Below are 14,499 nucleotides of genomic sequence, written 5' to 3' on the forward strand. Positions count from 1 at the left end.
ACCACAGCTCTGGCATTTCCCGGGCCCCGGGCCCCGAGTCCCCGGCGGTCAGGACCGCTTCGCCGGAGTGCGCACCGCCCCCTCTCCACCGGCGAGCCGCCACTCATGGTTGAGCGGACCCAGCGGAATGCTCCGCTCGAACACCGGCGTACCGAAGATGTCCAGATGCGCCCGGAGTGCACCGGACAGGTCCACTCCGCCGTACGCCGCCCACTTGCCGACGAGTGAGCCCGTCCCGTTCGAGTCACCGCTGGCCGTGCCTGCGACCTCGGCGCGCAGGTACGGGGCCAGGGTCCCGGTGATGCCGACGCTGCCGTAGAGCCCGACACTGGCCTCCGCACCGAGGGTGGCCTTCACACGTCCGGCGGCTGTCGCGGTCGCCGTCACCGGGGTGCCGGTCAGGTCGGCGCGGGCGATGGGCGCCCACCCCTTGGCCCGGTTGTACGAACCACCGACCCGGAAGTGCCCCTTCACATCCTGCTTGACGTCGACGCTCACCTTTCCGTCCGCATCGACCTGGAGGTAGCAGGTGAGGTCGAGGTTGACCACGACGGGCACCACACCGACCTGGATGACGGGGTCGGCGTGCAGTTTGGCGAACGGCACCCGCAGCGGCGCGCCATCCTGAGTGGACACGGCTGCCTGGCCCTTGAGTTCCCACTGCGAGGTCCAGTCACCCGCCAGGCTCACCGACGCGGTCCCCGGCGTACCGGTGGACTTGCCGGCGCCGTCGTAGGAGAAGTCGACCTGCGGCGCGAGCTGCACAAAGCCCGAGGCCGAGGCGTCGACGGAACCCGCACGTGCCTTGACCGTGGGCAGCACGGCGCTGACGTCGACCCGCAGACTGCCGAGCGGCAACCGCCCTCCCTCGGGCCCGACATGCACACCGCCGGTCTTCGCCCAGGAAACCGCCACCTTGGGAGCGAGCGGCTCGACCTTCACCGCGGCGGGATCGACGGGCACCCGCCCCTTCGCCGTGGAACCGCCCAGCAGCGCGCCCAGCGTGGCCGGTGCAGTCTTGACCTCGGTGCCCTGCGCGGTCGTCCCGACCACTTCGGTGACCTTCGCCAAGGCACCGCGCGGCGCGCCCGGAGCGGGCGCACTGGCGATGACGTCTCCCACGGCGACCGGTGCCTGGCGTTTGGGCCTGGCCTGCTCGCCCTTGTCCTTCTTGTCCTTCGGCGGGGCGCCGGTGGCCGGCCCGGCCAGGACGGCCCGGCCGCTGTGCCCGTCGAACTTGACGATCCTCAGCGACGACTTGGCCGCGGGGCGGTGGCCCGGCCCCGGCGTCGCGACGGCGCTGGGCGTGCCGGCCCCGTCGGGCGCCGCGGCCACGTCGAGCGGCGACTGCGCGTCCCCGCCCGCGTCCTCAACCGCGGTTATCGGCCCATCGGCGCCGTTCTTCCCGGCCGTGGCGCGGTCGGACGATGACCCTGCCGAGCATCCGGTGACGACAAGCAGGGAGGCGGCGGTCAGTGCCGGTAAAGCGACATATCTCAAGGGACGGCGCACAGTTGATTCCTCAAGAGCGTGATGTGGGGGTGGCCGAAGCGCTGAAGCACGTCTCCGGCCGAACAATTACCCAGGGGTAATGATTGGCATGATCGTGCCATGCGCTAAAGCCGCCCAGGGCCGAACAGCGGGTCAGATGGTGATGATCTGGGTCACATCAAGGAGGAATGCGGGCCGCTTTGATCGTGCAACAGGCGGCGCCACCCAACGCCCCACCCGCGGAGCGGGCGATGTCCAGCTAGCTGCTCACACCTGGGCTCGGCGCCGGACGCATGACGAGCCACTCGGCCTGGTTCCCCTGGGGCGGGCAGCGCCACGTCTGTCGCACGGGACACCGTCCGTGCACACGAGCAAGGCAGGGGCGCGTGCCGTTGACGGGCCGTGATGCGCACGAACCTCTGTACACCCCGGCCATGTTGCGCGATTCTTGTCCGACGCACTTAGCGGCTGGGACCTACAGCTGATTCACGCAGGCAAGTTCGCCGGATGCTCTACCAGGCTCCTGAGGAGCATGTCGTGCCAGAAATCGCGCCGTTACCTCAAATACTGGACATACTGCCTCGTGGTCAGTCCTTCCGGCCCTCGTTCTCGTCCATAGGCGTGCCTGTCGCGTCACGCACGACAGGCGCAGGGCCGTGATCTTCCGCGCGCTCCCCGGCGCTTCGGGGTCGGTGTCCGCTGTTGTCGAGTCGTAGCGATATCGCCCTACCGCGTTTCCACCGCAAGAGCCCTTGGTTTCCTTCGGTTTTCCGCGGCATCCGCGAGTCCGCACGGACATTGACTCAGGGCATTGACTCAGGCGATCGCGTGAGGGATTCCTCCGGCCGGCCCTGATCCAGGGCAATCATGGTGACCGCACAGTAGTCACGGCGACGGCATGCGACGGAATCTACATGACGGAAGGAGTCATCAACCATGGTGTATGTGTCAGAAATCATGCGGCTCGAGGACTTCGGGACCGCCATCCCCTTCCCTTCGAAAATCAATCCACATCTGGAGGCCATCCGGGACGGCCATGAACGATGGCTACGGAAACATCGACTCATCTCGGACGGTGCGGATGCCGAAAGTTTCAAGGAATGGAAGATGGTCGAGCTGGCCGCACGGGCCTACCCGGAGGTCACTGCGCGTGGCCTACGCATTGCTGCCGATGCGATGGGATGGTTCTTCCGCTTCGATGACCTGTTCGACGGCGGTCCGCTGGCCTGCGACCTGGCGCAGGCATCGAAATTCATCGCGGCCGCAACCGGAATCGCCGGCAACCCCGGCTTGCTGACGGAACTCGACGAGGTGCCGGTCATCGGCGCGTTCCGTGATATCCGGAGAAGAAGCATGCGCGGTATGTCTCGCCGATGGGTCAAGCGTTCGGCGACTCGCTGGCGCGGATACTTTACGGGGAATCTGAAGGAAACCGTGATCAGGGCGACCCGCGCCCCCATCTCGCTGGCCGAGCTGATCAAGCTGCGCCGTTACACGATCGCCGCTGCTCCCTCGGCCGATTTGAACGAGTCCGCCTCTGCCTTCGAGATATCCGAAAAAGTGCGGCTGAATCCGCACTTCCAAGGCATGGAGGCCGACACCGCGGACGCCATCATCTTCGTCAACGACCTGTGGTCTGCGAACAAGGAAGAATCGGCGGGCGAGCCGTTCAACGCCGTCTCGGTCATCCAGAACGAAGCGCACTGCGATCGTCGCACGGCGCAGTTCAAGGTCGCCGATCTGCTGGATGACTGCATTCGCCGATTCAGACGGCGCAGGGAGAGTTTCGAAGATTGGCTGGCTGCCCAAAGGATGCCGGAACGTGAGCGCTCGGCGGCATCTCACCAGGTGGCGCATCTGCAAGGCTGGATTCGCGCAAACTACGACTGGTCGCTCGAATCGTCTCGCTACCGCGAACTGTTGTAGCTAGTGCAGAAAAAGCATCAAGAGGCGCGTGCCGGGGGCCGATATCTGCTCCAGCGTCCCGTCATGCGCCTCTTGCGGTTCCGGGAGACGTACGCCTTGCGTGCTCCCGTAACCGAGCTACTTCCTGGTCAGCCACCTCTTCACCTGGTTCCACCAGGACCAAGGAGCCCGGGGAGCACCAACACCGGAGGGAGAAGCGGCAGTTCCCTCCACGGTCTCCCGGCCGCTGGCGGTGGAACTCTCCAGGCTGGGTGGGCTCTGCACCTCGTCCGCCGAAGCACTCGCACTGTCTGCTGCGAGTGACCTCTTTTCGGTACGCGGGGCGAACTTCACCGGGAGCGCCGTCAGATGGCGGGCGATCCAATGGGACACCCACTTCAGTTCGTTCTCAGGAACGGCCAGTTCGATGTCGGGCAACCGCATCAGCAGGACGTCGATTCCGGTATCGACAATGGCCCGGCCGATGTCCTGGCCGGGGCATTCGTGCGGACCGCCGGTGAAGGCGAGGTGGGAGCGGTTGCCGTGCATGGGTACGGAGAGATCGGGGCGGATGGCAGGATCGGCGTTGCCGGCGGACAGCCCGAGCAGCAGCATGTCACCGGCCTTGACGGTCTGTCCCCCGAGTTCGGTGTCCCCGGTGGCCCACCGAGCGGGAGCCACCGAAGTCGGCGGCTCGTCCCACAGCATTTGTTCCAGTGCGTCGGGCAGGGTCATGCTGCCACCCGCGAGCGAAGCCCGGAAGCGGGGATCGGTCAGCATCATGCGCAGGGTGTTCGCGGTCAGATTGGTGGTGTTCTCGTTCCCGGCGATCACCACGAGTCGTAGATGCTGGGCGACTTCCTCTTCTGTGAGCTTGGCCGAGTGCGTCATCAGCCACGAGGTGAAATCGGTGGCAGGGGCTCCTCGTTTGGCGGCAACGAGCCGGTTGAGGGCCGCCATGAGGTACTCGTTGCTCTGGAAGGCCGTCTCGGAGCCCCTGAGCAGGTCCCGGGTAGCCTCGACCAGCCGCGGGCCCTCCTCTTCGGGCATTCCGAGGAGTTGCGCCACCACGCGCAGGGGCAGCTGCTCTGCGAACTGGCTGACGAGATCGGCCTGTCCGTCAGCGGCGAAGCCATCGATCAGCTGATGGGCGGACCGGGTCACACAGCGGCGGATTCCCCGGCGGTCGAGCCGGCCCATGCTCTCGGTGAGCGCGACGCGAAACCTCTCATGCTCCTCGCCGTCCATGAAGAGGCAGACGGGCTGCCAGGCCAGGGCGGGCATGAGCGGCGAGTCCGGAGCGACCCGGTTTTCCTTGAAGCAATGCCAGAGGCGTGAGTCGTGGGAGAAACGGGAGGGCGTACGCAGAACTTCGAGGTTCTCCCGGTAGCCGAGGACCAGCCAAGCCGGCAGATCGCCGTCCACAAGGACGGGCGCCACGGGCCCGTGCTCGGCACGCAGACGCTCGAAGAAGCCGGGCGCATCCTCAACCACCTCGGGCCCGAAAAGCCGAGCAATTCCGTCGGTGCTGCGGGCATGGGCGGGGCATTCCGGGGGCGGTGCGGATGCGGAGGTCGTGCCGGGCTGGTCTGTGTGAAAGGAAGTCAACGGGGCTCCGAGGCTGTGGTCGTGAGGGTGTACAGATAGCGCATCAGGGTCATCAGGGCGTCGCGGCTGGAGACACGGTCGCGGGCGTCGCAATCGACCATGGGTACGTCGTCGGGGAGATCCATGGCCGCACGGAGTTCCGACATGGGATAGGAAGGGGCGTCCGGGAAGGCGTTGATGGCGACGACGAAGGGCAGACCGCGTTCCTCAAGCCGGCCGATCACATCGAAACTGTCGTCCAGGCGCCGGGTGTCGAGCAGAACCACCGCCCCCAGTGCGCCTTCGAAGAGGCCGTTCCACAGAAACCAGAAGCGCTGCTGGCCCGGGGTGCCGAAGAGATACAGCACCAGTTCATTGCTGAGGCTGATCCGTCCGAAGTCCATCGCGACCGTCGTCTGTGTCTTGCGCTCGACTCCGGCGAGGTCGTCCACTCCGACGCCGGCCTGCGTCATGGTCTCCTCGGTGGTCAGCGGGCGAATCTCGCTGACCGATCCGACCAGGGTGGTCTTCCCCACCCCGAAACCACCGACGATCACCACCTTGACCGCGGTGGAGACCGAGGCCGGCAGGATGTCCTCGCTCCGGGGACCAACGATGGGCTCAGAGATTTTGCAGTCCATTCATCACCGCCTCCAACAGTTCGACATCGGGCAACGAAGCGGTCGGGATCGGTGCCCGTGCTTCGACATGGCCGCTCTCCAGCAGTTCCGCGAGCAGCACCGTGACCACGCTGACCGGTAAATGGACGTAGGCGGAGATCTCGGCGACGGACAGCGGGTAGTCGCATATCCGGAGAATGGCCGCCTGTTCCGGCTGCATGCTCGAACCCGGACGGTTCCGGGTCACGATCAGCGTGACCATGTCCAGCGGCGCTTCGGACGGTACGCTCCGGCCGGACGTGAGGACGTAGAGGCGCTCGGGACCGCCTTCCTCCCAGTTCCGGCGCTTTTTCGGTTTCGAGTCGGTCATGGGGCCTGCCGGTCGGCCCGCGGTGGGCTGGTGAGGTGCTGACCGATCCGGGCGACCAGGTCCCGCATTCCCTGTCCCATGAGGCCGGCGTCCACGTCGTCATCGGCCAGCACCGCCAGATACGCCCCGGCGCCGGCTGCCATCAGGTAGAAGAAGCCGCCGTGGACCTCGATGACGACCAGCTTCATCCGCCCGTCGCCGTGCGGGAATTCGGTGGCAATGGCCGCCGACAGGCTCTGCAGCCCGGCACAGGCCGCGGCGAGGCGATCCGCGGTCTCCTCGTCCGTACCGTACTGAGCCATACACAGACCGTCCGAGGACAGCACCACGACGTCACGGGTGTGCGGCACACTGGACGCCAGATCCTCAAGCATCCAGTTCATATTGAGTCGTTGCTGTGTCACCACTTACTTACTCATCCTTACCTAATGACTCAGTTACGCTCGGACTCTTTGTCGCTCGGTCCGTCGGGGCGGTCGGCCGGGGACTCGGCCCGGGGCTCGCCGGAGATGCCCTCCTGGAAGGCGGCCAGCCACATCCCGGCCTGAGGGGCCGGCGCGGCCGACACCGAGGCGTCGGATCCAGTGGTGGTGGAGGCGGCCGCGGGCTTCTGCCGCAGGGGCGGAATCACGGCGCGGGTACGGCGCCTACGCTGCGGGAGCCCGTTGGCAGCGCGCGGTGCGGCGGTGGGCAGGCTCTCCTCGGCAGCCTCTTCCGCCCGGCGCATCGGACCGCCGCGGCGCCGGGGCGGCGGCAGGACAGCGGCCTTGGCCAGGGCCCCACCCGGTACCGGAGTCGCGGTGATGATGTCCGGCGGGACGATCAGGACCACGCGGACCCCGCCATAGGCGGAGCTGCGGAAGGAGACTTTGAAGTCGTACGCGCGGGCCAGGCGGCCGACCACGGCCAAGCCGAGCCGTGGCGACTCGCCCAGGTCGTCGAGGTCGAGCTCGGTCGGGGAGTCCTGTGCCAGCGCCCGCTCGGCGCGCATCCGGGCTTCGTCGGTCAGGCCGATCCCGGCGTCCTCCATCTCGATGGCCACGCCGGTCTGGATCTCGGTCGCGGTCAGATGGACGCGGGTCTGGGGCGGTGAGTAGCGGGTGGCGTTGTCCAGCAGCTCGGACAGGGCGTGGATCAGCGGCTCGACGCCGCGTCCGAGAATGCCGACCTCGGCCACGGAGTGCAGATCGACGCGTTGGTAGTCGATGATCCGGGACATCGCACCGCGGAGCACGTTGAACAGCGGGATGGTCTGCTGCCACTGACGGCCGGGCCGGGCCCCGCCGAGTACGGCGATGCTGTCCGCGAGCCGGCCGACCAGCGCGGTGCGGTGGTCGAGTTGGAGCAAGTCGCCGAAGACTTCCGGGTCGTTGCCGTGCTTGTCCTCCATCTCCCGTAGTTCCTGGGCCTGTTGATGGGTGATGGCCTGGACGCGTCGGGCGATGTTGACGAACGCTCGCTGGGCGGAGTCGCGCAGGTCCTCCTCGGCTTCGACGGCCTGCAGGACGTACCGCAGCACTCCGCGGTACGCGGCCTCGAACTCCGGGCTGACTCGGGAGACATGGACGACCTTGCGGAGCACCTCGTCCGCCCGGATGCCCTGTTGGAGCTGGGCCATCGCCGCGGGCAGGGTCTCCTTGGCCATCCGCACGGTTTCGGCCTCCTGCTGGGCCAAGTGACCGCGCAGAACGGCCTCCTGCTCGGCAGACTGCCTGCGCAGCGCGTCGAGCGCGCGTCCGCGACGTGCCGCCTCCGCGCCGGCGACGGCCACGGTCACCGTCGCGATCACGCCGATCGAAACGACCTGGGCGCGCGCTATTGACGGCGTCAACGAGACGGCCACGGCCGTAAAAACGGCCAGCAGTACGGACGGCAGCAGCCATATGGGGGCGGGGGCGGGCCCCGATCCTCCAAGGGGCGAACCAGCACGAACCATCGGCATCCTCAGAGCTCTGATGAAATGGACAGGGCGACATACATGGCGTATATGGGCACCATGAAAAGGCCGCCTGAAAAAGATCGACAACCGCGGGATCGCGCTCACCAATTGCTTGGCCGCAGCGCATTCCACGGCGGCGTTCCGCACGCATGAGGCCGGACCCCTGGACGCCCGAGCCTTTGTGCGATTGACGGCACCACGACAGCCAGCGGCGACGTGTGGTAATCGCCACAACTCGCTGTGCGTCAGCGAGCATAGCGGGGTCGGGATGTTTCTGTGGCGTGAGTGCGTATAACACATAACTGCACTCGTGTGCGAAATTCAGAAGAACCGTTTGGGCGGGTGGGGTGACTGCGGAGGGCGGGCCGGCTGCTGGTGGTGGCCAGGTGGTGGATGAGGTCGGTGGGGCCGTCGAGGCGATGCGCCGGGGGCTGCGGGCTGCTGCGGGCTGCTGCGGGCTGGGCCGGGGAGGTCCGCTGGGCGTACGGGGCTGGGGGAGGGGGTAGTTGAAGCGGTGCTCGGAGGGCCGGTGCTTCCGCGGTTCAGCGGGTGACCTTGCCCGCGCCTCTGGTGATGACTCGCCCCGCTCCCGAGCAGGGAGGGGCCCGGCGGAGCGGAATTCCTCGGGTGGTAATCCCTGCGGCACGAGTGAAGCCGACGAGCGAAGTCGAGGGCAATATTCGTCGGCCGCCAGGGGGAATGATGGATTTCGCTGCATCTGGCGCAGGATTCCGGCATGCGCGGCCCTGCCCCCGGCGCAGCTTCGGCGTCCCGGCGCCGGGCGGGCAGGGCGGCAGGGTCAGTTGAAGCGGAGGACGGGCTTGATGATCTCGCCGGTGGATGCTGCCCGGGCGGCGTCCTCGATTTCGTGGAACGGGAACTCGGTGATGATCTCGTCGAGGGGGAGGACGCCCTGGCGGTAGCGGGCGATGAGTTGCGGGATGAAGCCGGCGGGTGCCGCGTCGCCCTCGATGACGCCGCGGATCCGGATGCCCTTGGTCAGTACGGTCATGATGTCGAATTCGGCGCGGCCGCCGACGCCGACCAGGGCCAGGGTGCCGCGCTGCGCCAGCGCGGCGACGGCCTGGGAGATCACGGTCGGCTGACCGGTGGTGTCGATGGCGAAAGCGGGCCCGCCGTCGGCGTGGTCGCGGACCGCCCGCGCGACGTCCTCGACGGCCGCGGGATCGACGGCTGCCTCCGCGCCGAACGCGAGGGCCTTGGCGCGCCGGGCCGCGAGCGGGTCGACGGCGATGACGCGGCAGCCCTCGGTGACCGCGGTCATGACGGAGACGAGCCCGACGCTGCCCGTGCCGAAGACCGCCACCGACGAACCGCGTGGCGGGCGGAGCACGTTGAGGATCGTGCCGGCCCCCGTCTGCACTCCGCAACCGAGCGGTGCGGCGATCGTCGGCGGGAGGTCGGCGGGCACCTTGACGACGTTGCTGGTGTGCGCGAGGGCGTGGCTGGCGAAGGATGACTGGCCGAAGAAGCTGCCGTAGACCGGGCTCCCGTCACCAGCCTGGGACAGCGGGGTGGTGCCGTCCGGCCGGGTCCCACTGGCGTTGAGGGCGAAGATGCCTGTGTCGCAATAGGCGGGGTGGCCCGTGGTGCACTGGCGGCAGTCGGTGCAACTGCGATAGCTCAGGCACACGCTGTCACCCGGCCGTACGGAGGTGACCTCGTCGCCCACCGCCTCCACGATGCCGGCGCCCTCGTGGCCGAAGACCATCGGACTGAGCTGCTGTGGCCACTTCTGCCGGGTGCTGAGGTCGGTGTGGCAGATACCGGCTGCCGCGATCCTGACCAGGATCTCGTCGGACCGGGGCGCCTCGATGACGAGGTCGTCGCGGAGGGTGAAGGGCCCTCCGGGGGCTTCCACGACGGCTGCCTGGATGCGCATCAGTTGCTTCGGCTTTCTGTGGGGTGGTCGGGGTCGGGGAGGGAGCGACTGTGGGGCGGCGTTGCGGTGGCGTTGTGGTGGTGGGCCGCAGGCTTTCGATCCGGTGGCCGGTGACGAACGCGCCGCCGCGCCAGGCACCGAGGATCTCCTCGGGCCGCACCGGCGGCAACGCTCCCCACAGCGCGTCCAGTTCGTCGGTGGACACCTTGCCGCCGGCTGCGCGGATCTCGGCGATGCGTTCCCGGGCCTGCTCGACGTCCGTGCGGATTCCTTCCTGAGCGGGTGTGCCGTGTGCGGATGCGGTGTGCGGTGTGCGGTGTGCCTTGACACTACTCAACTCGTGGGTGTGACACGTCGGAAGGAGGGGGCGAGGGCAAGGTCGGCGGAGGAGAATGGTCGACCGGCGGTCGAGGGGCAGTGGTCGACGGGCGGTGGTCGAGGAGCGGTGGTCATGTCGGATTTCCGCCAGACGGCCGTCGGCGGCCGCTGGTTGGATGGCCGTATGACCACGACACAGGCGGAGCGGGTCCGCCTCTTCCGCTCCCTGCACGCCTCCGCCCGGCCCCTCGCCCTCGCCAATGCCTGGGACGTCGCCAGCGCCCGTGTCATCGAGGCCGCGGGGGCGCCCGCGATCGCCACCACCAGCGCCGGTGTCGCCTGGGCGCTCGGCTCTCCCGACGGCGACGCGCTCGCCCGCGACCGGGCGCTGGACCTGATCGCCCGGATCGCCGACGCCGTGGCCGTGCCGGTCACCGCCGACATCGAGGGCGGCTACGGGCAGAACGCGGCCGAGGTCGCCGCGACCGTCGTCGGCGTGCTGGAGGCCGGCGCGGCCGGCATCAACATCGAGGACGGCACCCGGCCCCCGGCCGAGCTCCGGGACCGGCTGACGGCGGCGCGCGCCGCGCTGGGGAAGGCGGGCGGGGAACTCTTCCTCAACGCCCGTATCGACACCTACCTGTTCGGCCTGGGCGACCCCGCCACGCGGCTGACGGACACCCTGGAGCGGGCGCGCTCCTACGTGGCGGCCGGCGCCGATGGCATCTTCGTCCCGGGCGTCGCCGACGCGGCCACCATCGAGGCCCTGGTGTCGGACATCCCCGTACCACTGAACGTCATGGCCGGTCCCGGCGCGCCGGACGTCGCCGCGCTGGGCGGCCTCGGCGTGGCACGCGTCAGCCTCGGCTCGGGCGTGGCCCAGGCCGCGTACGCCGCCGCCCGCCGTGCCGCACAGGAGCTGTACGGCACCGGCGGCTATGAGTCCCTCGCCGAGGGCATCGCCTTCCCGGAGCTCAACGCGTTGTTCGCACCGCGCTGACCGCCCTGCTCGCGGGCAGGGCACGGTTGGGGCCGTCGGCGTCGATCCTCCTGGGGGCCGGCGCCGACGGCGGGCATGACGTCCGGCATGACGACGCCGACGGCTTCAGCTCTGCCTGGCCAGGATGGAGCGGAGGATCTCGGCGAGGGTCGTGGTTGCGCCCGTGGGGTCTGCGGCGTCCGCCGTGTCCGTGGTGTCAGTTGGGTGCATCGGGGCGGAGTGGCTGCGCCAGGCGACGAAGCCGTCCGGGCGGACGAGGACCGCGCCGTCCGGGCCGATGCCGTGCGCGTTCTCGCCGTCCTCGACACGGAGGTCCGTGCCGAGGACGTATGACTGGACTTCGACGCCCATCGTGGTGCCCAGGTCCTGCGCGGCCTTGACCCATGCCTGGCCTTCTCGGCCGGTCAGCAGGACGAAGGTCTCGCCGTACAGGTCGAGGGTGGAACCGCCGTCCGCAGTCGGGCGGTGCGGCGCCCGGGTGCCTGGTTGCGCGCACAGCTCGACGGCGGGGATCGGGTCGGTCTCGTGGTTGCCAGGCACTGCCGCCGAGGCGTACCGGAAGCCCATCGTCACCGCTGAGTAGTCGAGCAGTTCCACCTGGGCACCGTCGGCCATCCGGTCGCCGAAGCGCGCGAACGCCTGCTGCATGGCGAGCCGGCCGTAGGGGCGCCGCTCGGCGTCGTAGGTGTCGAGCAGTCCCGGGCCGGCCCGCCCTGTGAGGACGGCGGCGAGTTTCCAGGCAAGGTTGTGGGCGTCCTGGATGCCGGTGCTTCCGCCGAAGCCGCCGGTGGGCGGCTGGATGCGCGCCGCGTCCCCGGCCAGGAAGACCCGGCCCGAACGGTACGACCGTGCGACCTGGGCGCCGATGGGAAAGCCGAGCACGGTGAGGTCGGTGCCGGGGATCTGCGGCTTCAGCGACACCTCGACCTCGTCCAGCCCGGATGCCTCCCGGACCATCTCCGCCACCCGCTCGGTCGTGAAGTCCGCCAGCGACTCGTGCCGTGGGTCGTATCCGGTGCCGAACAGCCAGCGCGTGCCCGAGCCGTCGTGCGGCATCATCGAGCTGAACGGGCGCGGCTTCTGCAGGTAGGCGATACCGATCGGGCGGCCGCGTACGGCGGCCGAGAGGTCCGCGTGGGCGAGTGCGCTGATGGTGTTGAAGAGCACCCCCGGCCCGTCGGTGTCGATTCCCAGCCAGTTGCGGATCCGGCTCTTCGACCCGTCGGCGGCGATGAGATAGTCCGCGCGAAGCGCTTCCTCGTTGCCGCTCGCGCGGTCCCGGACGGTCACCGTGACGCCGTCCTCGTCCTGGTCGAGGGAGACCGCCTCGGTGAAGTGGCGTATTTCGGCGCCGAGTTGGCGGGCGCGGTCGTGCAGGAGGCGTTCGAGACGATCCTGGTCGATGCCGGCGTAGGTCGACGAGCTGTAGGTACGGGGGTCGATGAACTCCGCCTGGCCGGCCTCTTCCACCGTTTCGTAGTCATCGGCGAGCGTGTTGGCACGCAGCGGTACGAAGACGCCGTCCTCGCCGCTGAAGCTCTCCTGCCGGATCGACGGACCGAGCCCGACCTGACGGAGGACCTCGACGGTCCGCGGGGTGATGCCGCGCAGCCTGGGGTGCGAGAGCAGGTCGGGGTGGCGCTCCACCACGATGACCCGGATGCCTTTGTGGGCGAGGAAGACGGCGGCGCTCAGCCCCGTGAGGGCGCCTCCGACGATCAGTACCTGAGTCTTCTGGCGATTCATGGGCGACAGAATCAACTGCATGAATGAACTTGTCAAACGGATAGTTGATTAAGTTAGCCGGTCGGATGGCAGAATCCTGGCCATGACCAGCAAGAAGAGCGACGCCAGCACCCGGCGGACGACGCGTCGGGCGCCGGCCGCGCACGAGCGGCAGCGGGACCCCGAGCGCACCAAGGCGCTGATCGTCGACGCGGCGACCGAGGTGTTCTCCGCCAAGGGTTTCGCCGGCGCCCGGGTGTCCGAGATCGCCGCGCGCGCCGGTGTGAACCAGCAGCTGATCTCGTACTACTTCGACGGCAAGGAGGGGTTGTACCGGGAGATCGGCCGGCGGTGGCGGGCCTATGAGGCCGAGGCGATGCCCGACGACATGGGTTACGCCGAGATGATCATGCGCTACGTACGGGCCAGCGTCGATCCCCGGCTCGGTGGGCGCTTGCTTGCCTGGGAGGGGCTGGCCGACACGGGAGAGGATGACGAGGGCGCAGCCGAACGCGACGCCCGGTTGCAACAGGAGGTGGCGGCGATCCGCGGGCGGCAGCTGGCCGGCGAGCTCGACGACCGGTTCGACCCGGCCGCGCTGCTGCTCATCCAGATGAGCGCGGCCAACGCGCTGGCGGTCTACCCCCAGCTGGCCCGCGGCCTGTTCGGCGCCGACGGAAGCTCGGCCGAAGTGGTCGAGCACTATGCCGGGCAGCTCGCCAAACTGATCGAGTGTCTGGCGGGGAGCGGCTCGCATCGGTCCGCCTGACTGCAGGGAGTGCGCCGGGACTTGGCCGGGAGGTCGCCGTCGGAGGGCCGGCCGGGGTGAGCCGTCGGGAGGGGCGGCGACGACAGGGCTGGGCGTCGTTTTTGCCCCTCCTATTCCCCCCCGCGTCGTCGTTGCCGTCCTCCCCGGCCGTTCGTCGACGGGCGGCGACCGCCCGCGGTGAACGTCGACCAGTCGGTGCCGGCGAGCGGGGTGAGGACGGCGCGCCAGCCGTCGGCGGCGGCCGGGCCGGCCTGTTCCAGGGCGGTGTGGAAGAGATCGCGCTGCCGGGCGTGCAGGGTGCGTTCGAGGGTGGCGCCGCTGAGGACTCCCAGGGCGCGGGCCGCCTCGGCACTGGCGGTCTGTGCCCGCTGCTGACACCCGTTGATCTCCGTCTGGTAGTTCTCCAGCTTGGTGAACAGGTCGAAGCGGTCCTGTCGGCTCTCGCCCTCCTGGGGACTTTCACGATCTTTGGGCGGGTGTCGCGGTAGTTGCGGCCCGGGAACGCATTCCTGCAAGGGACGGCTTCCATGATGTGGCGGTGGCTTCCAGAGCTCGCGACAGGGACCAGCCTTTGAGGGTGGTTGCAGCGTCCTTGGTGGCGCTGATCGCCTTGCCGCAGCTGCCCGTCATGTCGTCGGATATCGAGTCCTCTGCATGGGCCGCAGCGCGCAGTTCCCCCGGATCGACGGATGTTTTGGTCGACATGTTCTTTGCCGCCCCGAAGATTACTAGTTGTTGGGGGAATAGCAGTGATGTCTTGGTGGGTTTTGTCTTGACGGGGACTCCTGGAGTGGGTGAGGGCTCAGGTGCCCGGGCGGAAGGCGAGGACTGTGGAGTGGCCGCCGAAGCCCAGGGAGTTGCTGAGGGCGAGG

General features: G+C 68.8%; 13 protein-coding genes and 1 pseudogene. 4 read left to right on the forward strand and 10 right to left on the reverse strand.

Annotated elements, in window-relative coordinates; all coding sequences use genetic code 11:
* Positions 1 to 48 precede the first annotated feature (48 nt).
* On the reverse strand, positions 49 to 1,512 hold the full coding sequence (locus B073_RS0124340) for a hypothetical protein (protein ID WP_026247684.1): 1,464 nt from the start codon (positions 1,510 to 1,512) through the stop codon (positions 49 to 51).
* Positions 1,513 to 2,427: 915 nt separating this feature from the next.
* Here B073_RS0124340 and B073_RS0124345 point away from each other — a divergent pair.
* Positions 2,428 to 3,417 (forward strand): terpene synthase family protein, encoded by a 990-nt coding sequence (locus tag B073_RS0124345; protein ID WP_018540694.1) that lies wholly within the window; start codon positions 2,428 to 2,430, stop codon positions 3,415 to 3,417.
* Between the two features lie 117 nt (positions 3,418 to 3,534).
* Here B073_RS0124345 and B073_RS0124350 read toward each other — a convergent pair whose 3' ends face one another.
* From B073_RS0124350 to B073_RS49090, 7 genes and pseudogenes are all read right to left on the reverse strand, one after another.
* On the reverse strand, positions 3,535 to 5,004 hold the full coding sequence (locus B073_RS0124350; protein ID WP_106731937.1) for a cytochrome P450: 1,470 nt from the start codon (positions 5,002 to 5,004) through the stop codon (positions 3,535 to 3,537).
* Positions 5,001 to 5,624: a GTP-binding protein gene (locus B073_RS0124355; protein ID WP_018540696.1), complete on the reverse strand. Its 624-nt coding sequence runs from the start codon at positions 5,622 to 5,624 to the stop codon at positions 5,001 to 5,003. Before B073_RS0124355 ends, B073_RS0124350 begins: the two co-directional genes overlap by 4 nt.
* Complete coding sequence (locus B073_RS0124360; protein WP_018540697.1) at positions 5,605 to 5,973, reverse strand: DUF742 domain-containing protein; 369 nt, start codon at positions 5,971 to 5,973, stop codon at positions 5,605 to 5,607. The genes B073_RS0124355 and B073_RS0124360 overlap by 20 nt, the downstream gene beginning before the upstream one ends.
* The gene (locus tag B073_RS0124365) at positions 5,970 to 6,356 is read right to left on the reverse strand and encodes a roadblock/LC7 domain-containing protein (protein ID WP_018540698.1); all 387 of its coding nucleotides are present in this window, start codon (positions 6,354 to 6,356) and stop codon (positions 5,970 to 5,972) included. Before B073_RS0124365 ends, B073_RS0124360 begins: the two co-directional genes overlap by 4 nt.
* A 50-nt stretch (positions 6,357 to 6,406) precedes the next feature.
* A complete protein-coding gene (locus B073_RS0124370; RefSeq protein ID WP_051094170.1) occupies positions 6,407 to 7,909 on the reverse strand; it encodes a sensor histidine kinase in 1,503 nt (500 codons plus the stop codon).
* An 802-nt stretch (positions 7,910 to 8,711) separates the two neighbouring features.
* A complete protein-coding gene (locus B073_RS0124375; RefSeq protein WP_018540700.1) occupies positions 8,712 to 9,815 on the reverse strand; it encodes an NAD(P)-dependent alcohol dehydrogenase in 1,104 nt (367 codons plus the stop codon).
* Between the two features lie 103 nt (positions 9,816 to 9,918).
* A pseudogene (locus tag B073_RS49090) lies at positions 9,919 to 10,365 on the reverse strand (GXWXG domain-containing protein); the annotation flags it as partial.
* On the opposite strand from B073_RS49090, the gene B073_RS0124380 reads away from it, so the two are divergent.
* Positions 10,318 to 11,133 (forward strand): isocitrate lyase/PEP mutase family protein, encoded by an 816-nt coding sequence (locus tag B073_RS0124380; RefSeq protein ID WP_026247687.1) that lies wholly within the window; start codon positions 10,318 to 10,320, stop codon positions 11,131 to 11,133. The pseudogene B073_RS49090 and the gene B073_RS0124380 sit on opposite strands and share 48 nt — an antisense overlap.
* Before the next feature lie 105 nt (positions 11,134 to 11,238).
* On the opposite strand, the gene B073_RS0124385 is transcribed toward B073_RS0124380, so the two are convergent.
* Complete coding sequence (locus B073_RS0124385) at positions 11,239 to 12,879, reverse strand: FAD-dependent monooxygenase (RefSeq protein ID WP_018540702.1); 1,641 nt, start codon at positions 12,877 to 12,879, stop codon at positions 11,239 to 11,241.
* Between the two features lie 82 nt (positions 12,880 to 12,961).
* Between B073_RS0124385 and B073_RS0124390 the strand changes: the two genes are divergently transcribed.
* Positions 12,962 to 13,627 carry a TetR/AcrR family transcriptional regulator gene (locus tag B073_RS0124390; protein ID WP_018540703.1) on the forward strand — a complete coding sequence of 222 codons (666 nt, stop codon included), beginning with the start codon at positions 12,962 to 12,964 and terminating at the stop codon, positions 13,625 to 13,627.
* A gap of 110 nt (positions 13,628 to 13,737) precedes the next feature.
* Here B073_RS0124390 and B073_RS0124395 read toward each other — a convergent pair whose 3' ends face one another.
* Positions 13,738 to 14,142, reverse strand: a complete 405-nt coding sequence (locus B073_RS0124395) for a hypothetical protein (protein WP_018540704.1) — start codon at positions 14,140 to 14,142, stop codon at positions 13,738 to 13,740.
* 62 nt (positions 14,143 to 14,204) lie between these two features.
* On the opposite strand from B073_RS0124395, the gene B073_RS48095 reads away from it, so the two are divergent.
* Positions 14,205 to 14,499: hypothetical protein (locus B073_RS48095; RefSeq protein ID WP_234025153.1), on the forward strand; the 295-nt coding region annotated here is incomplete at its 3' end.

Origin of the sequence: Streptomyces sp. MspMP-M5, from assembly GCF_000373585.1 — a bacterium.
In the GTDB taxonomy this organism is placed as follows: Bacteria; Actinomycetota; Actinomycetes; order Streptomycetales; family Streptomycetaceae; genus Streptomyces.

What these genes read in the sequence shown, in the direction of transcription:
- B073_RS0124345 (WP_018540694.1), top strand. Translation starts at nt 2,428, where the DNA reads ATGGTGTATGTGTCAGAAATCATGCGGCTCGAGGACTTCGGGACCGCC.
- B073_RS0124355 (WP_018540696.1), bottom strand. Translation starts at nt 5,624, where the DNA reads ATGGACTGCAAAATCTCTGAGCCCATCGTTGGTCCCCGGAGCGAGGAC.
- B073_RS0124360 (WP_018540697.1), bottom strand. Translation starts at nt 5,973, where the DNA reads ATGACCGACTCGAAACCGAAAAAGCGCCGGAACTGGGAGGAAGGCGGT.
- B073_RS0124365 (WP_018540698.1), bottom strand. Translation starts at nt 6,356, where the DNA reads ATGAACTGGATGCTTGAGGATCTGGCGTCCAGTGTGCCGCACACCCGT.
- B073_RS0124370 (WP_051094170.1), bottom strand. Translation starts at nt 7,909, where the DNA reads ATGGTTCGTGCTGGTTCGCCCCTTGGAGGATCGGGGCCCGCCCCCGCC.
- B073_RS0124375 (WP_018540700.1), bottom strand. Translation starts at nt 9,815, where the DNA reads ATGCGCATCCAGGCAGCCGTCGTGGAAGCCCCCGGAGGGCCCTTCACC.
- B073_RS0124380 (WP_026247687.1), top strand. Translation starts at nt 10,318, where the DNA reads ATGACCACGACACAGGCGGAGCGGGTCCGCCTCTTCCGCTCCCTGCAC.
- B073_RS0124385 (WP_018540702.1), bottom strand. Translation starts at nt 12,879, where the DNA reads ATGAATCGCCAGAAGACTCAGGTACTGATCGTCGGAGGCGCCCTCACG.
- B073_RS0124390 (WP_018540703.1), top strand. Translation starts at nt 12,962, where the DNA reads ATGACCAGCAAGAAGAGCGACGCCAGCACCCGGCGGACGACGCGTCGG.